19 protein-coding genes and 1 pseudogene are annotated in these 23,339 nt (G+C 42.6%); 15 read left to right on the top strand and 5 right to left on the bottom strand.

Annotated features, from left to right (window positions below; genetic code table 11):
* Nucleotides 1-18 precede the first annotated feature (18 nt).
* The 5 genes from MKY52_RS00565 to MKY52_RS00545 all read left to right on the top strand — a co-directional run bounded on the left by MKY52_RS00565 (nucleotide 19) and on the right by MKY52_RS00545 (nucleotide 3,941).
* Complete coding sequence (locus MKY52_RS00565) at nucleotides 19-1,035, top strand: AI-2E family transporter (protein ID WP_341049255.1); 1,017 nt, start codon at nucleotides 19-21, stop codon at nucleotides 1,033-1,035.
* A gap of 202 nt (nucleotides 1,036-1,237) precedes the next feature.
* Complete coding sequence (locus MKY52_RS00560; RefSeq protein ID WP_042186387.1) at nucleotides 1,238-1,456, top strand: spore coat associated protein CotJA; 219 nt, start codon at nucleotides 1,238-1,240, stop codon at nucleotides 1,454-1,456.
* 3 nt (nucleotides 1,457-1,459) lie between these two features.
* Nucleotides 1,460-1,726 carry a spore coat protein CotJB gene (locus MKY52_RS00555; RefSeq protein ID WP_042186389.1) on the top strand — a complete coding sequence of 89 codons (267 nt, stop codon included), beginning with the start codon at nucleotides 1,460-1,462 and terminating at the stop codon, nucleotides 1,724-1,726.
* A 50-nt stretch (nucleotides 1,727-1,776) separates the two neighbouring features.
* Complete coding sequence (locus MKY52_RS00550) at nucleotides 1,777-2,346, top strand: manganese catalase family protein (protein ID WP_076284176.1); 570 nt, start codon at nucleotides 1,777-1,779, stop codon at nucleotides 2,344-2,346.
* A 155-nt stretch (nucleotides 2,347-2,501) separates the two neighbouring features.
* Nucleotides 2,502-3,941, top strand: a complete 1,440-nt coding sequence (locus tag MKY52_RS00545) for an amino acid permease (protein WP_341049253.1) — start codon at nucleotides 2,502-2,504, stop codon at nucleotides 3,939-3,941.
* Here the strand turns inward: MKY52_RS00545 and MKY52_RS00540 are convergent.
* Both MKY52_RS00540 and MKY52_RS00535 read right to left on the bottom strand, forming a co-directional pair.
* Nucleotides 3,938-4,570, bottom strand: a complete 633-nt coding sequence (locus tag MKY52_RS00540) for a LysE family transporter (protein WP_341053314.1) — start codon at nucleotides 4,568-4,570, stop codon at nucleotides 3,938-3,940. The genes MKY52_RS00545 and MKY52_RS00540 overlap by 4 nt on opposite strands.
* A gap of 234 nt (nucleotides 4,571-4,804) precedes the next feature.
* The gene (locus MKY52_RS00535; protein WP_341049252.1) at nucleotides 4,805-5,320 is read right to left on the bottom strand and encodes a DUF3231 family protein; all 516 of its coding nucleotides are present in this window, start codon (nucleotides 5,318-5,320) and stop codon (nucleotides 4,805-4,807) included.
* Between the two features lie 273 nt (nucleotides 5,321-5,593).
* Between MKY52_RS00535 and MKY52_RS00530 the strand changes: the two genes are divergently transcribed.
* Nucleotides 5,594-5,956 (top strand): MmcQ/YjbR family DNA-binding protein, encoded by a 363-nt coding sequence (locus MKY52_RS00530; RefSeq protein WP_341049250.1) that lies wholly within the window; start codon nucleotides 5,594-5,596, stop codon nucleotides 5,954-5,956.
* Nucleotides 5,953-7,332 (top strand): MATE family efflux transporter, encoded by a 1,380-nt coding sequence (locus MKY52_RS00525; RefSeq protein WP_341049249.1) that lies wholly within the window; start codon nucleotides 5,953-5,955, stop codon nucleotides 7,330-7,332. Before MKY52_RS00530 ends, MKY52_RS00525 begins: the two co-directional genes overlap by 4 nt.
* Nucleotides 7,333-7,460: 128 nt before the next feature.
* Here MKY52_RS00525 and pgmB read toward each other — a convergent pair whose 3' ends face one another.
* Together pgmB and MKY52_RS00515 are read right to left on the bottom strand one after the other, a co-directional pair.
* The gene (gene pgmB / locus MKY52_RS00520) at nucleotides 7,461-8,153 is read right to left on the bottom strand and encodes a beta-phosphoglucomutase (protein ID WP_341049248.1); all 693 of its coding nucleotides are present in this window, start codon (nucleotides 8,151-8,153) and stop codon (nucleotides 7,461-7,463) included.
* 20 nt (nucleotides 8,154-8,173) lie between these two features.
* On the bottom strand, nucleotides 8,174-10,462 hold the full coding sequence (locus tag MKY52_RS00515; protein ID WP_341049247.1) for a glycoside hydrolase family 65 protein: 2,289 nt from the start codon (nucleotides 10,460-10,462) through the stop codon (nucleotides 8,174-8,176).
* A gap of 111 nt (nucleotides 10,463-10,573) precedes the next feature.
* Here MKY52_RS00515 and MKY52_RS00510 point away from each other — a divergent pair, with 111 nt between their 5' ends.
* The 4 genes from MKY52_RS00510 (at nucleotide 10,574) to MKY52_RS00495 (ending at nucleotide 15,836) form a co-directional block, all read left to right on the top strand.
* Nucleotides 10,574-11,323 carry an AraC family transcriptional regulator gene (locus MKY52_RS00510; RefSeq protein ID WP_341049246.1) on the top strand — a complete coding sequence of 250 codons (750 nt, stop codon included), beginning with the start codon at nucleotides 10,574-10,576 and terminating at the stop codon, nucleotides 11,321-11,323.
* Nucleotides 11,324-12,244: 921 nt separating this feature from the next.
* A complete protein-coding gene (locus MKY52_RS00505) occupies nucleotides 12,245-14,335 on the top strand; it encodes a DNA/RNA non-specific endonuclease (RefSeq protein ID WP_341049245.1) in 2,091 nt (696 codons plus the stop codon).
* A 7-nt stretch (nucleotides 14,336-14,342) separates the two neighbouring features.
* Nucleotides 14,343-14,822, top strand: coding sequence for an antitoxin YezG family protein (locus MKY52_RS00500; protein ID WP_339246451.1), 480 nt, complete (start codon nucleotides 14,343-14,345; stop codon nucleotides 14,820-14,822).
* Between the two features lie 672 nt (nucleotides 14,823-15,494).
* A complete protein-coding gene (locus tag MKY52_RS00495) occupies nucleotides 15,495-15,836 on the top strand; it encodes a hypothetical protein (RefSeq protein WP_341049244.1) in 342 nt (113 codons plus the stop codon).
* 16 nt (nucleotides 15,837-15,852) lie between these two features.
* Here MKY52_RS00495 and MKY52_RS00490 read toward each other — a convergent pair.
* Nucleotides 15,853-16,299, bottom strand: a pseudogene (locus MKY52_RS00490) (Crp/Fnr family transcriptional regulator); the annotation flags it as partial.
* A 557-nt stretch (nucleotides 16,300-16,856) separates the two neighbouring features.
* On the opposite strand from MKY52_RS00490, the gene essC reads away from it, so the two are divergent.
* Genes essC through MKY52_RS00470 form a run of 4 tightly spaced genes read left to right on the top strand, consistent with a single transcriptional unit; the run spans nucleotide 16,857 to nucleotide 23,329 of the window.
* Nucleotides 16,857-20,843: a type VII secretion protein EssC gene (essC, locus tag MKY52_RS00485; RefSeq protein ID WP_341049242.1), complete on the top strand. Its 3,987-nt coding sequence runs from the start codon at nucleotides 16,857-16,859 to the stop codon at nucleotides 20,841-20,843.
* 21 nt (nucleotides 20,844-20,864) lie between these two features.
* Entirely contained in the window at nucleotides 20,865-21,572 is a 708-nt protein-coding gene (locus tag MKY52_RS00480) for a hypothetical protein (RefSeq protein ID WP_341049240.1), read from the top strand.
* Between the two features lie 20 nt (nucleotides 21,573-21,592).
* Nucleotides 21,593-21,844, top strand: coding sequence for a hypothetical protein (locus MKY52_RS00475; protein ID WP_076286996.1), 252 nt, complete (start codon nucleotides 21,593-21,595; stop codon nucleotides 21,842-21,844).
* Between the two features lie 27 nt (nucleotides 21,845-21,871).
* Entirely contained in the window at nucleotides 21,872-23,329 is a 1,458-nt protein-coding gene (locus MKY52_RS00470) for a hypothetical protein (RefSeq protein ID WP_341049238.1), read from the top strand.
* The last annotated feature ends 10 nt before the right edge of the window (nucleotides 23,330-23,339 follow it).

Genomic DNA, 23,339 nt, shown 5'->3' with positions numbered 1-23,339 from the left:
TCGAATGGAGCAAGATCTATGAATGTATTAAAGCGATTCTACGCGAATATAACCACCAGGCGTTTTTTTATTCTCGCACTTATCGGGTTGCTGTTGTTCAGTATTAGAGGGATGCTTAATCTGGTGTTACTGACGTTTTTGATTGCTTTTATCATGAACAGCTTTCAGACATTGCTTAGTAAACGAATTGGTAAATTTATGAAGGTTAACAGTAAGGTGATTATTGTCATTTTATACCTCGCTTTAATCGCAGTGATTGCACTGGCCCTTGCTAAATATCTCCCAAAAGTATTGGAACAGATTAAGCAATTAACCATCTTCCTTACCAATCTCAAACCAGAAGATCTCCCGCAGAACAAGATTACATTGTATTTGTATGATATGCTCAGGGACCTTAACTATCAGTCCTACATCAAAAGAGGTATCGATTATGTGCTGAAGGTTAGCAACTGGGGTGCGACTTTCGTTATATCGACCATTCTAAGTTTTGTGTTTATTCTGGAGAAGAACCGGGTTGTCAGTTTCACTTCTAGAATGAGAGAGAGCCGAATTGCCTGGTTTTATATAGATCTGGAGTATTTTAGCCGAAAATTCATCATTTCCTTTGGGAAAGTAATTGAAGCGCAAATTCTCATTGCCTTGTTCAACACCTGTCTTACTATTATTGGCTTGTGGCTGCTTAACTTCCCATATTTATTTGCCTTATCGATCTTGATTTTTCTGCTCAGTCTCATTCCGGTGGTTGGTTTTTTGATTTCGCTCATTCCGCTCCTAATCATCGGCTACAACATCGGCGGTCTGACAACAGTCACTTATGTGCTGGCGATTATTGCGGTATTACATTTTATCGAAGGCTATTTCTTGAATCCTAAGTTGATGTCCACAAAAATGAATTTGCCGATGTTCTACACCTTTATCGTGTTGTTGTTTTCTGAGCATTATATAGGTGTCTGGGGACTTCTTCTTGGCATTCCCATCTTTGTTTTTATGTTGGATATCCTTGAGATTACCCACGAAGATTCGTCAAAAAAGTGAAGTCTAGATCTTAATATTCAATAAGATCCAAGTTATAAGCTGTTTTCGGTACTTTTCCGAAGGCAGCTTATTTGTTGTGCAATTGCATGACAAATCTTGCGCCAGTGCTTTTTTTATAAATAACGTTTTATAATGTGTCCTGCTGTCATAAGTTAGCTAAGGGAGTAATAAACAAGGAACAGGAACAAAGGAGGTACGAAAAATGGAATCACAGCTACGGAGGTATACCCCGTTTAGGGGCCCGTTTGATCCTTGCCCACCGGTACCATTCAAGACATATGTAGTTCCACCGAATCAGTTCATTAACTTTCAGCCACCCGATCTTCCGCAGTTTAGTTTACAGGAAGCTTTGAAGTATGGCACGCTCTGGCCAGCACTGTTCAGCCCGTATGAATCTAAGTGCAAAGGAGGAGGAAAGTAGACTATGGAGGCAAACCCTTGCGATCAACGATATTATGAAATGCTTGAACAGCTGCAGACTCTTGATTTTGCCTTGGTGGAGTTAAACTTATATCTGAACACTCATCCAGATGATTTAAGAAGTATTGAACAATTTAATCAGCTGACTCAGGAACGTACTAAGCTAGCGAATCAATTTCAGGAATTATATGGTCCGCTGCAGAATTTTGGTCGCGCTTATTCGAAATGTCCGTGGGAATGGAATCAGGCTCCTTGGCCTTGGCAGGTGTAAGAAGTGTGTACTGTAAGGAACTAAGTTTCTAGAGGAGGGGAAGTTCCCGAATGTGGATATATGAGAAGAAGCTGCAATATCCGGTACGGGTCGGTAAATGTGATATCCGGATGGCGCGTTATTTAAGTGAGCAATACGGAGGAGCCGACGGCGAGCTCGCCGCAGCCCTGCGCTATATGAATCAAAGATACACGATTCCGGATAAAGTTATTGGCGTTTTGAACGATATTTCTACAGAAGAATTCGCCCACCTCGAAATGATTGCCACGATGATCTACAAGCTGACAAAGGATGCGTCGGTATGCGAATTAGAGGAAGCTGGATTAGGCCCGCATTTTGCAGCGCATGACCATGCCTTGTTCTACAATAATGCCTCAGGCGTACCGTTTACAACAGCTTATATTCAAGCTAAGGGTGACCCGCTGGCAGATTTGTATGAGGACATTGCAGCGGAGGAAAAGGCTCGGGCTACATACCAGTGGCTGATTGACATGACGGATGATGTGGATTTGCAGGATAGTCTCAAGTTCCTGCGGGAGCGGGAGATCATCCATGCGATTCGGTTTAAAGAAGCGGTGCAGATTATTATTGATGATCGGGATCAGAAGCGGATATTTTGAGGGATACTAAAAAAGAGTAAAGTGACCTATTGGTCACTTTACTCTTTTTAAATTTATACGTCTGCATGTAGTTAAGAGTATAAGGACAGCCTATTGGAGTGTGAGTAAAATCCAGAAGGTGAGCTTATATCTTCTTTACAAAAGGACTGAATTCTTTGAACCAAGCTTCTCGTAATTCAAAAAATGAAAAGAAATTGAAGTGGTGGCAGTTAAGCTTATTAGGCGTTGCAGGTACAATTGGAACCGGGTATTTCTTAGGTTCAGGCTTAGCGATTTCTATAGGCGGGCCTGCAGTACTGATCGCTTACATCTTGGCTGCTATTGGAACGTATATAGTATTTGATGCTCTTTCACGTATGACAGCAGAACAACCAGAGCAAGGATCTTTTCGTTCCTATGCAAAAAAAGCGTTTGGCAGCTGGGCGGGTTTCTGCAGTGGCTGGGTTTATTGGTTCTCGGAGTTATTAATCATGGGTAGTCAACTAACTGCTTTATCTATTTTTTCGCGCTTTTGGTTCCCAGCGGTACCTATGTGGATTTTTGCTGCTGGGTTTGCTTTATTGGGCCTTGTCATTGTCTTTTTTGGGAATAAGGGGTTTGACCGGGTTGAGAATGTGTTGGCTGTAATAAAAATAGCTGCTATTCTCATGTTCTTAATCATTGCGGCTTCTCTATTGGCTGGTTGGATAGGCGGAGGGAAGTATACACCGAAGGTTCCATTAAACTACACCGCGCTATTTCCTAAAGGAGGGGTGGGGTTGTGGTCTGCCTTTCTGTTCGCTTTTTATGCTTACGGAGGGATTGAGGTACTCGGAATTATGTCCAATAGACTTCAAAAGCCGGAGGATGCACCAAAGGCAGGAAAGGTTATGCTGATCGCCTTGGTTATTGTATACATCTTGTCTATTGGTCTAGCTGTAATCATGGTGCCGTTTAGTGCATTTAACTCGAAAGAAAGTCCATTTGTTCTAGCGCTAAGTAGTGATCATTTGGCTTTCGTGCCTCATCTATTTAACGGAGTGTTGATTGTCGCTGGATTCTCTACAATGACTGCTTCACTCTACGCTGTAACTTCAATGATGATTACCCTGGCTCAAGAGGGAGATGCGCCGAAGTTATTTTCTCGGAAGTGGAAGGATAAATATCCCTTTTATGCCCTTACTTTGATCACCGTTGGGATTACGGCGGCAGTGGTGATGTCACTATTGTTACCAGGAAAAGTGTATGAGTATATCACTACTGCGGCCGGTTTAATGCTGCTGTATAATTGGTCGTTTATCCTGCTGTCTTCTGGAAAACTGTTAAAAGGAAGTCGGTTTAGCACGATTAAACGTTGGCTTGGATTGCTACTCATTGGGCTCGCGGTCACAGGTACTCTTTTTCATTCACTCAGCCGCCCAGGGTTATATATTAGTCTGTTGCTTGTCACACTGATCGCCGTTTGTGATTGGATCGTGATACGTGTTCGTAAGAAACGTACAGTTGATACGGATAAGGAACCGAGTAAAGGAAACTTATTGTTAGAAATTCAGGGAATAATAGATTACTCAAAGGGTCCTACAAAAATCATTCGACCCAAAAAAAACAAAACTTAATGAAAAAACAATAACTGAGCGGCTTGTACACCAAAATAAAGCCCAAAGCCAACAAGCGAAAGGCCTGACAGCACGGAAATCGATTTTAAAACACCGGTTGTCAGGACTTTTCGAAACATGCTTGAAGCAGCAGCCATAGATACATCCCAAATCAAAATCCCGAGTACAATAGCTCCGCTATAAATCAACAACTGCTGCATTGGATACTCCATGGCCGCTTTGGCTAAAATGGAACCGTATATCCCTAGCCAAAATAATATGGAAAGCGGATTGAATAAAGACATCAGTAAACCGGACCAATAAGACTTCGTTAAGGATGAATCACTGCTTCTCATACCGGGTTCTGAAAGCACTCCAGCATTTTTTATGCTCTCTATACCCGTATACACCAGCACAAAGAAACCAAATAACCACAAGAATGCTTTAATAAAAGGGGATTCGAGCAGATGGATTACCCCAAAGTAAACTAATAACATGAAAATGATATCTGCACTTATGGCTCCAAGCCCCACTACCCAAGCATGCCAGAAGCCCTTACGAATTCCATTGTCCAGTTGAGCAGCATTAATAGGACCAATAGGTGCGGATAGCGAAAGACCAAGAAAAATATATCCTATGAAAGTATTGATAGCATTCCCTCCTCTCTAATGTTTGTGTGTAGTACTAGCCTATTCAAAAGAAACATTTTGTAGGACAACCAAAAAAGGCCTCCGATTTATCGAAGGCCTTTTCAGGGTATAATCAAATCATGAGAAATGGCTTTATTCGCTGTGGTGTTGTAGCTGTTTCAATGATTCCAATCGCATAGCTGTAAAATAGTAGCTCCGCACCAGCAACGGAACGGAGCTAAACAAATTTAAGACTTATTCAGACTCTGGTCTTTTTACTTGAAGTGGGGGAGGAATTAACCAGCCCTTTTTCTTGCTCAAATTGAGGATTTTAACGCCTATCGCTGCTTTTGTTAGGTGATATTTTGCAAATAACGCACCAATATCTTCTCTGATAGAAAGACCCATAACCTGGCTACAAGCTACCAATCCTGTAGCAGTATCGGCAGCAATTTTTGCAGCAATCTCAGGATCTGTGAATCGTGCACCTATAGGAATATCTTCAAGCTTGACTTCGGGTCTATTCGGCATCGCTGGTACTGAAGCAATCCCGTTATCTGCCAGCAGCGTATCACACTCACTAACTTCAAGCTCAGCTTGATCAATTAATGCGCCTAATACTTTTTTGAGATCATTGTCGCCGGCATGATATAAGTAAGCTCGGTAACACGAAAGGGCCCCCTTTGCTACCATCGAAGCTTGCCATACACTAAAGATCTCTCCATAATGCATCGGTTCATCCTTGGGGTTGCCACCTAAAATTCCTGTCATAAAAAAGCTCCTTTATATTTAAATTTAAACGTATGTAGTATGCCCATAAATGTTCAGATGTTGCAGTTTTCGTCTGCTTCAAAAAATAAGAGCTATCCTAAAACTATGAAATAGCTCCTTTGGTTGGCTCTTAATTAACAATCCTAGATAAGTTCATGATTTCCTCCCTGAGAAATTATGCAGAAACTGCTCAGCAGAACAAAATGATATAATTAAGAAACATGGTTAATGGCAGAAATGATCAGATTGTTGATCAGCAAAGGAGAGAGAGAGTTGAAGAATAACATCATCGAATATTGTTTGAAAAAGAAAGGGGCGACTCAGGAGCATCCGTTTGGGCCTACTCCATTGGTCATCAAAGTGGCTGATAAAATGTTCGCACTTATTTTTGAGGAAACAGGGAAGGTTGTTCGCTTAAATCTAAAATGTGACCCGATCATTGCGGAGAACTTAAGAGAGCAACATGATTGCGTTCGACCAGGCTTTCATATGAATAAAAAACACTGGAATTCAATCATGATCGATGGTTCCTTGTCAGCGTTGGATGTCTTTGACATGATAGACCATTCCTACGATATGGTTGTCAAAAAGCTTCCTAAAAGCCTCCGTGAAGCTATATTGGAAATGAATAAATGAATAATCAAATGAAGGATCGTTTTGCCAACCAAAGTATACCCAAGCTTATTTTCTTATTGGCTATTCCTGCCGTTATAGCTCAGCTAATCAATGCCATGTACAGTGTAGTTGACCGGATGTTCCTCGGAAGAATGGAGGAGGGGGGGACGCTAGCCTTATCCGCTATAGGGATATCTTTTCCGATCATTATGTTGATTTCAGCATTTGCAGCTCTAATCGGAGCTGGTGGGGCACCCCTAGCTTCCATAAAGATGGGCGAAGGAGAACATAAAAAAGCAGAAGAATTACTGGGAAGTTGTTTTACTATGCTGCTGATGGCATCCATAATCCTAACCGCTTTGTTTCTTATCTTTAAGTCGCCATTCTTAACGTTATTCGGAGCGAGCCACGATACATTGCCGCTAGCCAACGATTTTTTAAGCATTTACCTTCTAGGAACTGTGGCGGTGCTCATTTCTTTAGGATTGAATCCGTTCATTGCAGCACAAGGATACGCCAAAACAGCCATGCTCACGGTATGCATTGGAGCGGTTGTGAATATCATCCTTGACGCCATTTTTATTTTTGAATTGAATATGGGCATTAAGGGTGCGGCATTGGCTACTGTTATTGCACAATTTATTTCGGCCATTTGGGTATTGGGGTTCTTAATCTCTAAACGAGCTCATCTGCGCTTACGCCTATCCAATATGCGTATTAAACCAAAGGAAGCTGCAAGTGTACTTGCATTGGGACTTTCTCCATTTATTATGATGTCGACCGAAAGTTTAATTCAAATCGTATTTAACACGTCCTTAGCTAAATTTGGAGGCGATATGTACGTTGCTGCCATGGGAATTATGGGCACGCTGATGCAAATCTTTGGGACGTTGTTATCTGGTTTTGCACAAGGGGCACAGCCTATTATTAGCTATAATTATGGAGCTCGCGATTTCGCACGTGTAAAATCCACCATTTTATATTGCAGTGTTTTTTGCGCAGCTTTCGGATTGTCGATGTGGGGCGTAGCCATTTTTGTTCCGAAGCTGCCCATTATCATTTTTACCAATAATCCTGAGCTTGTGGCTCTGACCGCTAGATTAATGAAGATATTTTTCCTGGGCACTTGTATTTTTGGTATTCAATTAGCGTTTCAACAAGTATTTATTGCTTTGGGACAAGCACGAGTTTCTATTTTTATCGCGATCTTGCGTAAGATTATCTTGCTTATTCCATTAGTACTTCTGCTCCCGACATTTATTAGCCCGAAAACAGATGCAGTGATTATTGCTGAGCCTATTGCTGATTTTTGTGCGGCACTGACATGCTGTGTTTTATTTGGACTCACTATAAAGAAGCTTTTTAAAGATAGGTCTGATAAAGCTGGAATACTGTGAGGATGCCCGCAATGGCGAATAGAAGTCGGTGTTCTGAAAAGTATATTTTAAACAAAAGCCGGCAAGCTTCCCTTAGGAGCTTGCCGGCTTAGTTCGTAACTTACATATATTTAGACTGGGATTCCCGATTATTTAGTTACTCTATTCTTATTACCGAATTGCTGGTTTAGCTCGGAGTAGTTAAGTTCAGCAGTGTGGTTCAAGTTCATATCAGCGATGGACAAGCTCTCCTGTATGGAGATATATACAGCGAACATACCGGCCGCTTTGATCGCTTCTACCCCGGCGACTGCATCTTCTACCCCGACGCAGAATTGCGGATCTACCCCAAGCGCGTCCGCGGCGGTCAAGAATACTTCCGGGTCTGGTTTGTTGCGGGCAAGCTTGGCTGCATCTACAATAACTCCGAAGTCTTTCTCCATACCTAGAAGACGGATAACTGTAAAGGCATTTTTGCTTGCGGAGGCAATGCCGGTCTTCACTCCGTGGGCCTTCAGCTCGGTGAGCAATTCAGAGATGCCAGGCAGCACATCGGCCGGGGTTACCTGCTGAATGAGCTGCTGATAGAACTCATTTTTGCGGGTCGCCATCTTCTCCATCTCTTCGGGAGAGTAAGTGTGCGGAATTGCTGCTTGTCCAAGCAGCAATTCCAGTGAAGCTATGCGTGATACACCTTTCAGGTTCTCATTGAACTCTCGGGTGAACGGAAGTCCCAGTTCTTTCGCGATCATGTCCCAAGCCTGATAATGATATTCTGCGGTATCCGTAATAACGCCGTCTAGATCAAAGATTACGGCTTGAATTTGAGAGGCTGCATTCATTGTGTTGTGCTCCTTATGAATTAGGCTTGTAGTGCCTGAGTTAACGGTTTATCGTTGCCCAGAGTCACTGATTGGCCGTAGAGAATTAGATCAAGTGCTTCACCTTCTAACAATTCCAGCTCCACGCCTTCCTCGCGAATGGTTACAGCAATGAGACGCCCGCGGAAGGTGAGCCGGAAGTTGTATTTCTGCCAGCCAGTTGGTAGGCACGGAGCGAGCGATAGGCCGTTTTCCTTAAGACGTGTTCCGGCAAAACCGTACACAATGGCCATCCACGTTCCACCCATATTAGCGAGATGTAATCCGTCTTTGGTGTTGCCGTGTGTATTATCGAGATCCAGTCGTGCAGTCTCGATAAAGTAGTTATACGCCTTGTCCTTGTACCCGATTTTCGAGGCCATGATGCTAAATATGCAAGAGGACAGAGAAGAGTCATGGGTAGTGATTTGCTCATAATAATCATACGATTTGCGAATCGTTTCTTGCGACTGCTCGTCTTCCAGCAAGTAATGAGCCAGTACGGTATCCGCTTGCTTGCAGACCTGATAACGGTACAGGGTGAGTGGGTGGTAATGCAGCAACAACGGATGTTTCTCCGGTGGTGTATTCTCGAAATCCCAGACCGCTTTGCGTAAAAAAGTATCATCCTGCGGGTTAATGCCTAGCTTCTCATCGTAAGGGAGGAACATGGCATTCGCCGCTTTCAGCCAGCTATCCGCTTCCTGTTCAGTAACATGCAGTCGGATACACAGCGCTTGGAAGGCAACCTTATCATACTCCTGAAGCCGAGCGAAACTGCGTGCGGCCCATTTTAAATTATGTTTGGCCATTACATTGGTGTAATAGTTATTGTTCACCAGACAAGTGTACTCATCTGGACCGGTTACTTCGTCAATGTGGAATTTACCTTCGTAAAAATGACCGATTTCCATCCACAACCGCGCGGTCTCAAATAGCATCTCTGCGCCGTATTGGAGCAAAAAGGCGTCATCTTCTTCCGCCAGATGATATTGGATATAGCTATAGGCTACATCGGCACTGATATGATATTGGGCTGTGCCGGAAGGGAAGAAGGAGGAACATTCCGTACCTGAGATCGTCCGCCATGGGAACAATGCCCCTTGGGCATGGCCCATTTCTTTAGCACGTTCCCGTGCTTCCCCCAGCTTGGAGTACCGGTATAATAGGAGCTGCCGGGCCAAATCAGGAGAAGTCATTAGGAACACGGGAAACATATAAATTTCCGTATCCCAGAAATAATGGCCTTCGTATCCTTCTCCGGATAAACCTTTGGCAGAGATGTTGCTATGCGCGTCGCGTCCGGCTGATTGCAGCAGTTGATAAAGGTTGAAACGTATACCCTCCTGAAGCGACAAGTCGTTCTCAATGACTACATCGGAACGCTTCCAGAAGTCAGCCAAATAATGCGCCTGCTGTTCCAGCATGTCTTCAAAGGAGAGGTGCTTCAATGATTCCTGTACCTGAATACCGGTATCCACAAGCATTTGTTCATGTCGTAGTGTATCGGTATAGACATTCCATTTGGTCAGCGATAGTGGCCCAGACAAGGAGGAGGTTGCAGTCACTGTAGCATCGGTTTCTCCTGCCTGAGTTTCAACTTGCCAGTCACCTACCCATTCATGACGGGTGACACAGGAGGTTCGCAGACCCGAAGCCATCGTCTCATTCTCCAAGCATACATATTCACCCCGAGCTTCGCACGCTACTACGCTCAGTCGTTTGGAATGTCCTGCAGCTACACGCGGGTCATTCGGGTTCGTATAGTTGCTAACATCGCCATCTACACGAGATACAACTTGGATTGGGCCATTGAAATTGACAGGCTCAACAGTCAGATGAATGGCAAAAAGTTCACGGGTAGTGAAAGAAACGAGTCTACGGAAATGCAGCTTGAGTTCTTTACCGGAGGGGGATTTCCAGTGGATTTTACGCTCCGAGTATCCCTTGTCCAGATGGAGGTTACGCTCATAGGTGAGGACACTCTCTGCTGTAAGTGCAAATGGCTCCATATCTTCGCCTATATAAATATTTATCCCTTGGGAATCTATAATATTAACCAGTTTTTGCTGGGTACCTGGAAAGGCGAATAGCTTCTCCCCATAGGGAATGTCAATCACATCGTGAAAGGCGTTCAAATATGTTCCGCGGATACTGCGGATTTCTTTATCGGAATACCCTTCTTCAAAATTGCCACGCACGCCCAAATATCCATTCCCCAGCGCAAAAATACTTTCTAAATTCAGTAGGGTATCTGCCGACAATCCCTGATTGGCAATGCTCCAGCTCATGCTTATGTTTCCTCCCTTGATGGTTATGAATTGAATTTTAAGTCTGAAAGGGCTAGAATTATACTAAATTATTTAGGATATTATCAAAATTTTTAGGTGAGGTTAACACGTATGGATCAACTTAAAGGACAACATAAACTGCCGGAATATTGGTCCACACGTTCTGTGGATCTTTCAGAGGGATTTGTCCATCCTCCGCTGGATTATGAACATGAGCTTTTGGAAGCGATCCGACTCGGTGACGAGAACCGGGCACTGGAAGCACTGCATAGAATTAACGCAATGGAAGCTGCTACGCTAGCCCGATATCCGCTGCGTTCCAAGAAAAACGCTATGATTGCATCCTGCACCTTGTTTACACGTGCGATTATCCGGGGTGGTGTTGACCCTGAGACAGCTTTTCAGCTGAGTGATACGTTCATCCGTGCAGTGGAAGCTACGACGGAGCTTGAGGCACTTCATCGATACGAATATGAAATGGTCCTGCAATTCATTACAGTGATGCGCCAGCAAAAGGAGAATCTTCACTATTCACATATTGTCAATCTATCCGTATATTTTATACGCGAGCATTTGTTTCAAGATTTGAACCTTAGCCTGATCTCTCGACATGTCGGTGTGCATCCCAGTTATTTGTCCGACCGCTTCAAGCGTGAAACGGGCATGCCGCTCACGGAATTTATCAACCGGCGTAGAATTGAGGAGTCGCAGTCGATCCTCATTCACACGAATCAGTCTATTTCCGAAATCTCTTTGATGTTTAAATTTTGCAGCCAAAGTTACTATACACAGTTATTTAAAAAATACACTGGCTTGACCCCCAAGCAGTTTCGTCGGGACGGTGGAGCAATTACGAAATGAGAGAAATGGAAATCATTAACGATCCCTAAAATTTGCTGTCCATGCTTCCCTGCGGTTGGAGTGTTCCATATTACGATGTAAGATATTTTTATAGACATTCAAAATTCATTTAGGAATAATCCTGAAATAATGCGGATAATAGAGAACAAGGGTATGCTAAAGTAAACGACATGTTGATAGAAGAAATAACTAATACGAAATCAAAACCTGGGATGATATTTCATCGGTAAGCCCTAATTGCTTTACTTTTATTGATCATGAATGGGATGCACTACAAAAAGATTTCCTTTGAAAAGCCTTCTCGATGGTTTGTTAGATGATCTACTCTTGATATTTAGAAAAGGGAATCCCAATTAAGAATGTTACAATGTTTCTTGATCCCGATAGCCATAAAATCACAGAGATTTATATATATGTACAAGTATTCCCTCAAAAGAATGAACTCAAATGTAGATTAGAGGAGAGTTATTCTGATTTACTTGTTAATGTTAGCAATGAGTTTGTGATTATTTTTTTATTAACAGATACATAGGAGGTTATAAAATAACCCATTATTCAACCAGTAACACACTTAATCCATGTAATACAGGTATAGAGATTTCGACATTTCGTTTGTACGCACAATAATACTTGGAGAGTATAACCTAAATAACGCTAAAGCGTTACACTGAACAGGTTGATTATAGGGAGCTACCACCATAATCAACCTGTTTTTGTGCTGTCTACTTATTCTTACAGCAGTGATTAGAATTAAAAAAATTAAAAGAAAGGATTTAAAGTAAAATAATGGGAAGTTAAGCCGATATATAGGTGTGTGCTCCAAATACTTAAGTTTTTAAAGATGAAGTAGTACATAAAGACCTGAGGGGTCGAAGAAAGTAGTGCATTGGATGGTCTAAGTGTAAGAACTGGAGGTCATAAATGGCATTGGACAAAATGGTATTTAAAGAAGATGAAGTCGAACGCCTGCAGACAAAAATCAGACAGGTAAGCCAAGATACCAACCGGCTGTACTTGCAGCTGAGAGGTCAGACCAATAACTGGGGTGGTATTCCGCTGGGTTCAGATTTGATACGAGCTCAGACGCTTATCAATGAACTGACGGTAGAAGCTGAAAAGCTTGAAGATATTATTCGTCTTGCAATAAAAGGAGTTCAAGGTGCACAGGATGAGAATAAGAGGCAGGCTAATCAACTTTTTCAGCAGTTTAGCACTCTTGGAGGGATGTTCGGAAAACTTGGGGGAGGCAGTGCAAGTGGACAGTTTCCGATCCCAACGTATGCCCAGAAGATGGTCACGAAACTGATCACCTCGATTGCTGCTTTAATGGGACGGGATGAGTTGAATAGCGATCCTTTGGTGCAGAAACTCCAAACAACGGTTAAGAATTCCAAACTGGGAACGATCGACTCTATTGCAGCCCATAGCAAGCTGAAGGATATCTACCAGGCACGGGATCAAATTGCAAAAGCGCAGACTGCTTATAAAGTATATCAAGCGTTTGGAAACAAGACCCAAATGGACGCAATGCATAAGCTGGCGGAAGACGCACGCCAAAAGCTGGAATACCTAGGCATAGAGGAAGTCCATTACCAAGTAGGTAAGGATCTAAGCGGTTATTTCAAGAAGCCAGTGGTTAAGGCGTGTGATTATGATCCGTCGATTACCACCAGCAGCGTACCATTAGTTCAGAATGAATCGTATCTGCTGATGCTCCGAATGGCGATGGAACCAGGAGAACAGGGAGCCTGGGCTAAGCGCCAACTCGTAGGGGAACGACTGAATATTCCGCCGATGGAGCTTCCAGATGGGACACCGATTACTGCATATAACAATAAAAATGAGATAACACTCAACTATTTTAATGCGCATGTATTAAAACCTAACGAGTCCAATTCGTTATCGGCATATTATTTGTGGTTGGAATCAACCTACGGAATGACCGAATGGCGGAAAAAAGTGGTACAAGCGGATGCGGTTACGCGGGCATTTGTAGGATCTCTTATCGAGGAAACCGTTATGGGTGTAGTGGATACAGTGACGTTTACATTCCATTTTGTCATAGACCCGGAGAAGACGACACAGGAAATGGCAGATACAGCATCTTATATCATGCAACATCCAGAAGTATTGGCAGAAGCAGCGAAGAAGATGTATCATAACTTTAATGAAGGAACGCCGGAGGAAAAGGCTTCCATGCTGGGTGCAGCTGCTTCTGTATTGGTACCGGGGCTATCTGTGACTAAGGGTACAAAGGTAGGAAAAGTGGCCGATGGGGTACAAGATTTTGCCACTAAAGCGATGGAAGGCGTGAAAGACCTTAATAAAGTCCTTCAGAATTCCGGTCACTTGGCTGAACTCCCGAAATTCAAGTCATTTTTAAGCACGCCAGAAGGTGTGCCTTTCAGTGTAGGAAAGATCCCCATGGATTCGAATCCACTGCCCAAAACATTTGTGCAGGAGCATTATATAAATGAGATGAATGGGTTAGGGGATGTGAAAGGTGGTAAGATTGAAATTCCTTATGGAACACAAATTGATAAAGTCGGTAACAAAAAAACACTAAAACCGAATGCAAAGTACACAACACCAGAAGGATATACTTATGAGACAAATGAATTTGGTCGTATTGATAGTGTCGAGGCTGACTTACAACTAGGCAAAGGAACAAGAAATAAATACGCTCAAAGTAATGTGGGAGAAACAGACAGAATCCGAGGTGATTATCCAGAGAGAGATGATGGTGGTCATTTAATAGGTAGTCAATTTAAAGGTTCTGGGGACATTGATAACTTAGTTCCAATGAATTCCCAAATTAATGAAGCCGGTGGGAAATGGCATCAGATGGAACAAGAATGGGCATCAGCGTTAGAAAGAAAAGAAAACGTAAAAGTAAAGATAACCCCCCAATACACTAGTAATGCTGCTAGACCTGATAGTTTTACAGTGGAGTACTCGATAGATGGTGGTAGGACAAAAAAAATTACAATAGAGAATCAAATTGGAGGTTAGTGGAATTATGGAGCAACAGATGGAGCAACTTTATCCCTTGATAGCAGAGCATGTTATAGGTATGATACCTGATGACAGATGGAACGAGATTTACTTGTATGCCGAAATACTGGATGGCTCTAGAGAGGTATTCTTTTATTTCAATACTTCTGAGAATGAGGATTTTATATACTCTCATGATATTCCAGAAAAATATAGCGTGAGTGAAAAAACTTACGATAACTTATTATTAGAATTACAAACAAAATTTAAAGGGTTAAGACAAATATTTATTGATAACGACCAAGAGGCATGGACAAATTTAACCTTAACCTTGAAGTATCCTGGTAAGTTAAAGATTCATTACGATTATGAAGATATAATAGCTTCAAAAGTAACCCCAACTCAAAGACAAATGATTTTTGAGTACCGTTATTTAGGTTTGCTTCCTGAAAAAGAGAAGAATAGACAGTTTGTAGAAAACTATGTTAATAGTCAAGATAAATAGCTGTAGAACCAATCTCACTTTGACAGACTCAAAATATGGGCGGAAATTATAAATATGTCATGTCTAAACATCTTTCTATTAAAGTCCTTACTTCCATCTGGAATCATGATGAGAAGATTTGTAGATTTGGTGGGGGCTACCCAGTGCCGAATAAACCTATCATTCAACCAGTAACACACTTAACCTATGTAATACCCATATAAAGATTTCATTATTTCGGTTGTACGCACAGTAATGCTTGAAAGATATAACCTAATTAACACTAAGGCGTTACATAGAACAGGTCGATTATGGTCAGATACCACCATGATTGACCTGTTTTTTGTTACCTTTGTTATCTGCGTTTTTTTTAAAATTACTCGCACTTGTAAAATATTATATAACTATAGTGACACTGAAAAAGAAAAATCGCACCTTTTAAGATGGAGAGCACGACATCTATAGTAAGGTGTTATTCAAAGAATAGGACTTTGTCCGTAACATAACTGACACTTGCAAAGATGATGACGGTGCAAGAAAGAAATCTGGTGACGACCAGTCAACATATACAGGTAAGTTAACTAATTAGAATTCCGAGCACTTAGCTGAACTCCCGAAATTCAAGCCATTTTTAAACGCACCAGAAGGTGTACCTTTCAATGTAGGGAAGATCCCGACGGAGTTTGGAGGTGTATGAATGAGAATAAGCGTAACTTGATAATGCTGTTATTGTTTGCTTTGACGATTATACTTTCAGCCTGTAATGATAAAAAAGCTGCGATATTGTCCATGGATGAAGTACGGGATCTAGCTCAGCAAGGCGAGGCGTTGTCGTGGAAGGATTTTAAAGGGTATCCCTTTGAAGACGTCGGTTCAGGTTTGTACATCCGCAAATATGAAATCAATGATGACTACCATGTATTAGTTGGTGGCGGAAGTGTTGATGCAGCTCCTCTGTATATAAATCTTGTCAAAAGAAACGGAGAAAAGATCGATATCCGTTATGATGACATCGATCATTTTATCCTCAATTGAATGATGGACTTTTAGGTTATTCAAATCTTATTTCGTTAGATAACTCATCCAAATGCTCCCAATCGAGTACAACAATTTCTTGCTTAACTTTATATAAGATCTCCATGTCGGTGAGCCGCTGAATGACACGGTTTAAATGGCGGGGGGAAGTCTCAATCAAAGAGGCTATATCTGGGATGTATGGCGTCTGAATTTCTTTTCCAAATTCCCGCTCGAGCTTAATCGTTAATAAATAACTTGCAAGTCGTTTCTCGACTGCGCCTAGTAAGTTCGTTCGTGATGCGGATGTGTGTGATTGGACCACAACCTCCTGCACGTATTCTATGTCCCCGAATAATGACAAGGGTGAGCAGAAGCGTAATAACAAGGAGTTTCCTGTTCCCACACTAGAAGAAACCTTAATACGCCCCTCCACTTGAAAATAAATTCCGTCCAGCTCATCCCCCTCACGTAAAATGATCTCATTCTGCCCGTAAACACTACATCAGGCAGCCTCTTACGAGGTTGTCTGTTTGCATTTGCTTTAACATATATGAGATTTGATACCGGGAAATAGTTCGAGTTAGCAGGGATTTCCTAGTTTTTTCACGGGTTAATTCCTTCCAAAAGTATGAATTCACTCCAGTTTGGTAGAAATGGTCTAATACATAGGGTCTAAAATGGAATATTGGATACAAAAAACTCGTAATTTTAGTCCTGAGAAGTAAGATGAACAAAAAGAAATAAAAAAAGTAAATGTGCCAAATGTCTTAAATTATTTCAAAAAGAAAGTACGATGAGGTGACCTTAGAACTGGATCTATATACACTAGTAATTTTACTTTTATGAAAATAATGGTAATTTATTGGGGATCTTTGAACCATTTTAGCAAAAAATGTTATGGAAAATATAAACTATTTAGTCGTCGAACCGATAATGCAGTATGTATCTCCTAAATTGGAAAATAATTTATTTTTTATTTAAAATTTACACTATTTATTCTTGTTAATCCAAAATTCCTATCCAGTGGTGATGAAAAAAATGAGTGCTCAAGAAATGCTAACTAATCAGGTACAAAGAACCCCTCGAATTAAACCAAATTACCCGGAAGGTGAATTGGTTTTGGAGGATCCTGCCCGACCATCGGGAAAACCAACCTTCTCATGGTTGACGATTATAGTCCCCCCCATCGGGATGTTAGTCATCTCTATATTTATGTCAACATTGACCAGGTCGTTTACCATGCTGATATCAACCATGGGTATGACTGTTCTGACGGTCATGGTTTCAATTTTGAATTATAAATCCAGTGTGAAAAAACATCATGAACAGAACAAAAAACTTGAAAAGAAATATCTCAACTACTTATTCCAGGTTCGTAATGATTTACAAAGTGCCGCCAGTACGCAACGAGAAGCCTATACATATATCCATCCAAGTATTCAATCCTGCGTAGAAATCGTACGGGGGAGAAGCAAGCAGTTATGGGAAAAAACCGGAATTGAAGATGACTTTTTGAATCTCAGGGTTGGTGTTGGTATCCAGCCGATTGCTCTAGTGCCAATATATAGCTCGAAAGCGAAAGCGATTGACGATGACAACCCACTTGAAGAAATCGCCAGTAAAATATGCGAAGAGATGTATTTTGTGCGAGATATTCCGGTCTACATACCGCTAAGGAATATTAATACGCTCGGAATATACGGCAAACAGCAGGAGGTTCGTGATTTCCTCAATGGTGTTCTAGTTCATTTAACAACACACCAAGGCTACGATGATGTAAGAGTAATATGCGTGATGCAGCCTGATGATCTTGAACACTGGGAATGGTTGAAATGGTTGCCCCATACATGGAATAAAAGCAGAAGCCAGAGAAGTTTGGCTACAACATCCTTTGATGCCTCCAATATTGCGGATGAATTACTTCCAGAGCTTAGAAAAAGAGAAGAAAACAGCACGAATGGTTATGGACTACAGCCAATGCAGACCCCGCATTATGTTTTTCTGGTTTTTGCTCCTGAACTGTGGGACAGCACGGATATGATGAAGTATTTGCTCTCGGGCAATGCTTCACTTGGGGTGACCAGCATTTTTACATCGGAAAAGATTGATGTTGCGCTACCGCTGAATTCCCAGGCGATTCTGGAAATCAAGGATGGTAAGGGGATGGTTCGAAAAGATACTAATCAGCTGTTAGGTCATTTAGCAGATTATTTTTCTGCCGATTCTCTGAATAAAAAAAATTCAGAGTTTTTTGCCCGTTCTTTGTCTCCGCTCAGAATTAAGGAAGGTCAAAATAACAGCTATATCCCGCCAATGGTTACCTTTCTGGAGAGCTTTGAGGTTGAGCAGGTAGAGGCTCTAAAGGTAATGGAGCGCTGGTCAAAAAACCAGGCTAACCGTACATTGTCCATTCCTCTGGGGCTCGGGGCAGGCGGGAAATTTCTTTTGTTCGATATGCACGAAAAAAGCTATGGTCCACATGGTCTAGTAGCCGGCACTACCGGATCGGGGAAAAGTGAGCTGCTTCAGTCTCTACTTTTGGGTCTGGCAGTGAACTTTCATCCGCATGAGATTGCTTTTGTACTGATCGACTATAAGGGTGGAGGAATGGCTAATGCTTTTCTTGGACTTCCACATCTGGTGGGAACAATCACCAATCTTGGCGGTAATCAGATCAATCGGGCCCTTGCCTCCATCAAAAGTGAGCTTTTGCGGAGACAGCGACTGTTCAGTGAAGCCGGAGTGACCAACATTGATAATTACATCGTTCTTTACCGCAATAAAGAAGTTAACCTTCCCTTGCCGCATTTGATCATAGTGGTAGATGAGTTCGCAGAACTTAAATCAGATCAACCGGAATTTATGAAAGAGCTAGTCAGTGCGGCACGGGTCGGAAGAAGCTTGGGGATTCACTTAATATTGGCAACACAAAAACCTTCTGGCGTAGTCGATGACCAGATCTGGAGTAACTCCAGATTTAAGCTATGTCTGAAGGTGCAGACACCTTCGGATAGTCAGGAGATGCTGAAACGCACGGAGGCAGCAGAGATAAAAGAAAAAGGCCGTGGGTATTTGCAAGTTGGTAATAATGAAGTGTTCACTTTGTTCCAATCCTCCTGGAGCGGAGCGCCTTATCAAGCAGGGGAGACAGATCAGGATGGAAGTCCCAAGATGGATATCGTTTCACTAAGTGGTGAACGCAGAGCTCTGATTCCGAAGGCGAAAAACAGTGATCATGCCTCGCAACTGAGTGAGCTGCAGGCTGTGGTTAATCATATAGCTGCCATTTCTGCTGAGCAATCGATCGGAGAGGCCTTTCAGCTATGGCTGCCTCCACTTCCGGAGACTATGACTTTAGTGGATGTTATGGATCAGAATCAGATCTGGGATGGGCAATCATGGAAGCAGCCAGATCAGAATCTTATTGCCACCGTTGGACGAATTGATAATCCGTCAGATCAGGAGCAATACAATCTGGATATTAATTTTAATCAGGATGGACATTTACTGGTTTATGGAGCACCGAGCAGCGGTAAGACTACGCTGTTAAAGACAATTATCATGTCCCTCGCCTTGAAATATGAACCTGATTACGTTCATTTCTATATATTGGATTTTGGTACACGTACCTTGGGAGTATTCCATGAGCTTCCACATGTAGGGGATATTATTTTTCCAGAGGACGAACAAAAGCTTGGAAAACTGATCAGTTGGTTGTTGTCCCAATTAGATGAACGCAAACGTAAGTTTTCTCAGCTTGGTATCAGTAATTTGGTCTCTTACAGTGCAGCCACTGGAGAGAAGGTTCCTTATATTGTTATTCTGCTCGATAATTACACAGGATTCTCAGAAGCATATGATGACTTTATCTTAGAGCTTTCCAAGCTGGTGCGTGAAGGCGGTAATTACGGGATATACTTCGTGTTCGCTGCCAATGCTGTAAACTCTTATCCTTACCGAATCAGCCAGAATATTAAGCAGGCTCTAGTATACCAAATGTCTGATAGATTGGATTATTCCAGTATTCTGGGTAGAACAGAAGGGATGGAGCCAACGAATACAGTAGGCCGCGGACTGCTCAAAGATAACCGGATTTTGGAATTTCATACCGCGCTTCCTGTGGATGGCAGCTCGGATGATCAGATTGCTGCCTCTCTCCGCCGGATTAGTTCGGAGATGAAAGCAGTGGCAGGTGTGAATAACCCTGTGGGGATTTCAGTGATCCCGGACAAGCTTTCACTGGCAGAGCTTCTGGAACGTGTGCCGAAGGAACAACCGCAGGGGAATTATCAGGTACCGCTCGGGCTGGATTGGGATACTACACTTCCGGTAGAGATCAATGTAAAGCAGGTTAGCAATTTTGTAGTGTCTTATACTACTCAAAAGCATGTGGATTTTAGATTTAACGCCTTAATACAAGTTCTTGATAAATCAGCAGGTGAAGTAACTATGGAATTCCATCTGTTTGATAGTGGTGTTGTCAGTATACCGAGCTTGAAAGCTAGTTCAACGATTACCCGCTATATGTGCACAGCTGAAGAGTTTTTACAGCTCACACAATCTTTAGTGGATCAGCTGCAACTAAGGAAAAATGATGCACGGCAAGCTTTTGCAGATGCCCAAAACCGTGAAGAGTTTGACGAGGCAGAGTATATTCTGTCTAAGTATCCGCTTCTCGTCATTGTAATGCCTCATCTTAAGTCCGCTTTTGATCTGATGGAGAATGATTCACTGGATCATTTGGAGCGGATAGCGAGGTTTGGCGGTGGACTTGGTGTAATGCTGCTGGTCGGCAGCGATTCGTTTGAACTGAATCAAATGCAATTGGTCACTGATTTTGCGGGTGAACTGATTAACAGTGGACATGCGTTGTTGTCCGATGGAAGACCCAATGATCATTTGTCTTATGCTCCACTACTCGAGAGTATGGAATACCATGAGCTGAACGAGGTATTGGATAATACTGAAGCGATACTGCTAACTGAGGGGGCCATTTCACGCCTTAAAATGATTACAGAACTATAGATAAGCAGGTGAAAAAAAGCGATGAAGCCGGCTCGTGAAATGTTTGAATTGTATCCTTTAGAAATTATCTATTTGACTGCTTTGATAGGAGAAACTAGTTTTCCAGGTCTGGAAATCGATCTCAAAGACGAATCGGAGCGTAATTTACGCTCCCTAATGGATGTTCAGATGAGGTCGCTGGAAGTGAAGGGATATTTAGAGGTTGATTTTGCGGGGCTCGCCAAAGTGAATGAAGTGCTTCATAGAGGTATCGCTGTTGCATCCAGCTGCAAATCTTATTTTTGCCAGCTTATGCATACGAATCAACAGACTTGCAAGGTCTTCTATTTTGTTCAGGATGAAGTTTGGTTTGAACTTGAGCATCAGCCGGAAAGTAACACCTATAAGCTTCAGGAGATTTATGCATTACATGAGCTGATGTATCAGGTCATTGAGAGAATCCCTTTAGTGTGGGAATTGAGCGATAAAGATAAATTACAAAAAGCGATAAATAAAGAAGTGGATTTTGAAACGTGGGTGGGGAAGTCTCTACTAGCAGGTGCATTCATAACTTCCTTGGCAGAAATCCAATGCATTACCGAGGAGGCACAGGTGATTCGCGAACTGAACCTGTTGATTCATGAAGATCAAATGTGGCTGCTGAGCGGGGGGGAAGAAGACGCCAGTCAAACCACGCAATCCTTGTCTACAGTAGTAAATGAATTATGTAATTGGCTGCAAGAAGCTTAACAAATCTGGGGGATCAGACTATGTCAACTGCACTGACTACTTTTGTATTTAAAGGTGAAAGAGAGAAGTATTTGGATTTGGAAGTCTCTCTTTCTATTTCTACAGGGCAATGTATCGAGCTACTTAAGCAAGCCAACTGGCTTCCGGATAACTGGGAATTTAAATGTGAAGCCAGCCGTACGGGCGAAGAATGGATTGAGTTGGGGCCGCATGCTGTTCTCGCAGAGATTATACAAGGGGACGGAGCCATAGTTCGTATTTTGCCCTATTGAGCTGGGAGATCGTAAAGGAGGATTCCTATGAAAAGCGTACACTTAGTCTGCTCACCTGAACTTATAATGCTGCTATCCAGGTCGCTGGAGCATGAGGGTTATGTAATTTCTGGTAAACATTCTACATTACATAGTTTTATAAGTGGTTTCAGTAGCAAGGAAGTCGATCCTTCATCCATTGTAATTATGGAGGGCGGCGCGGGTCTGGGCACACCGGTCAAAGCTGCGGATATAATCAGTTTCATGACGCTGATCCGTAAATATCTTAAACATACGCGGCTGATTGTCCAGTTAGACCCGGCGCTGCAAACGGATATTGAATTTATACGGACCCTGGTAAATATGAACATACATGATCTTCAGTTTACTACGGAATTCCAGGGCGATGATCTTCTGAACTGGATCAAAGAGAAAAAAACTACAAGGGATTATTATCATATCCTGGGTAAAAAGAAAGGCCTTTTTGCATCGTTTAAAGGCCCATCATCAAGAGCAGCTTCTGACGAGGCAGTGGAAGAGGCACCGTCTGCTCCTCCGAGACCGGTGGAGTCGCTTACCCGTCCACAGCCAGTGGCTGGTTCCAGAACTGTAGCAGATGCCGCCAACAGGAGACCATCCGTTGCTCCTCGCTCTTCAGCAGGATCAACTCCGCCTAGACCGGGGCCTCCGGCCAGAAAGGAGACCCCGTCGTTAGCTGAAGCGGAAACGCTGGAGAGTCTGGAACAATCTATTCCGGTAGAAGAGAAATCTACGCCAGCAGTGAGTGCGAGAATTCTGGGCAGCAATGTACCACTTGTTATTGGAGTTTGTGGTGTCGGAGGGGAAGAAGATGTAGGTGCGGCGGCATTTCTGCTGGCTGCGGGTCTGGCAGAACTGGGCTGGAAGCCTCTGGTATGCGGAGATGACAGACCCGAAATCATTTCGCTTGAACAGATTGTTTTTAAGGGTGAGAAAGAAGATTCGGTTTCAACCATGTTCGAATATGAAGGAGTCACTTTCTATCGCAGAGGGTATTCGTGGGATATTTCGGAGCTTTTGGCCAGTGAGTTCACGCATATCATTCTATGGGTGGATATCCATCGGGAGCGGAAGGGCACCAGCGGACTCGAGCTGTGGTGGAACTCGCAAATTCCTATTTTGGTAGGCAACGGGGCTATGTGGAAGTATGAACTGCTGAAAGAGAAGCTGAACACCCTTAATCCTTATGAGCGCAAGCGGTGCAGGCTACTGCTGGAAAATGGACATCAGGAAGTATTACAAATGTTGAAAAAGGATTTTGCAGAAATTCAAACGACACTGATGCCTGCACATCAAGATCCTTTGTATCCAGATAAAGCGGCTGTCGAATGGGTAATGAAGCTGCTGACCGTTCAGAAAAAGCTCTTTCGCAAGCAAACGCTGCTCTGGGGAATTGTTGGGACGGTCTTGTTTGTGACCTTGTTATTAATAGGCATAGGATTTTCATTTGTTCCGGAGAGCCGGTAATTATCAATCA

It is taken from the genome of Paenibacillus sp. FSL P4-0184 (assembly GCF_038004625.1).
Lineage (GTDB): Bacteria > Bacillota > Bacilli > Paenibacillales > Paenibacillaceae > Paenibacillus_AQ.
This window is presented reverse-complemented; position numbering and strand designations above follow the sequence as displayed.

Excerpts from the sequence above, each read along its gene's own strand:
- MKY52_RS00565 (WP_341049255.1), top strand. The coding sequence starts at position 19 with ATGAATGTATTAAAGCGATTCTACGCGAATATAACCACCAGGCGTTTT.
- MKY52_RS00560 (WP_042186387.1), top strand. The coding sequence starts at position 1,238 with ATGGAATCACAGCTACGGAGGTATACCCCGTTTAGGGGCCCGTTTGAT.
- MKY52_RS00555 (WP_042186389.1), top strand. The coding sequence starts at position 1,460 with ATGGAGGCAAACCCTTGCGATCAACGATATTATGAAATGCTTGAACAG.
- MKY52_RS00550 (WP_076284176.1), top strand. The coding sequence starts at position 1,777 with ATGTGGATATATGAGAAGAAGCTGCAATATCCGGTACGGGTCGGTAAA.
- MKY52_RS00535 (WP_341049252.1), bottom strand. The coding sequence starts at position 5,320 with ATGACAGGAATTTTAGGTGGCAACCCCAAGGATGAACCGATGCATTAT.
- MKY52_RS00525 (WP_341049249.1), top strand. The coding sequence starts at position 5,953 with ATGAATAATCAAATGAAGGATCGTTTTGCCAACCAAAGTATACCCAAG.
- pgmB (WP_341049248.1), bottom strand. The coding sequence starts at position 8,153 with ATGAATGCAGCCTCTCAAATTCAAGCCGTAATCTTTGATCTAGACGGC.
- MKY52_RS00515 (WP_341049247.1), bottom strand. The coding sequence starts at position 10,462 with ATGAGCTGGAGCATTGCCAATCAGGGATTGTCGGCAGATACCCTACTG.
- MKY52_RS00510 (WP_341049246.1), top strand. The coding sequence starts at position 10,574 with ATGGATCAACTTAAAGGACAACATAAACTGCCGGAATATTGGTCCACA.
- MKY52_RS00505 (WP_341049245.1), top strand. The coding sequence starts at position 12,245 with ATGGCATTGGACAAAATGGTATTTAAAGAAGATGAAGTCGAACGCCTG.
- MKY52_RS00500 (WP_339246451.1), top strand. The coding sequence starts at position 14,343 with ATGGAGCAACAGATGGAGCAACTTTATCCCTTGATAGCAGAGCATGTT.
- MKY52_RS00495 (WP_341049244.1), top strand. The coding sequence starts at position 15,495 with ATGAATGAGAATAAGCGTAACTTGATAATGCTGTTATTGTTTGCTTTG.
- essC (WP_341049242.1), top strand. The coding sequence starts at position 16,857 with ATGAGTGCTCAAGAAATGCTAACTAATCAGGTACAAAGAACCCCTCGA.
- MKY52_RS00480 (WP_341049240.1), top strand. The coding sequence starts at position 20,865 with ATGAAGCCGGCTCGTGAAATGTTTGAATTGTATCCTTTAGAAATTATC.
- MKY52_RS00475 (WP_076286996.1), top strand. The coding sequence starts at position 21,593 with ATGTCAACTGCACTGACTACTTTTGTATTTAAAGGTGAAAGAGAGAAG.
- MKY52_RS00470 (WP_341049238.1), top strand. The coding sequence starts at position 21,872 with ATGAAAAGCGTACACTTAGTCTGCTCACCTGAACTTATAATGCTGCTA.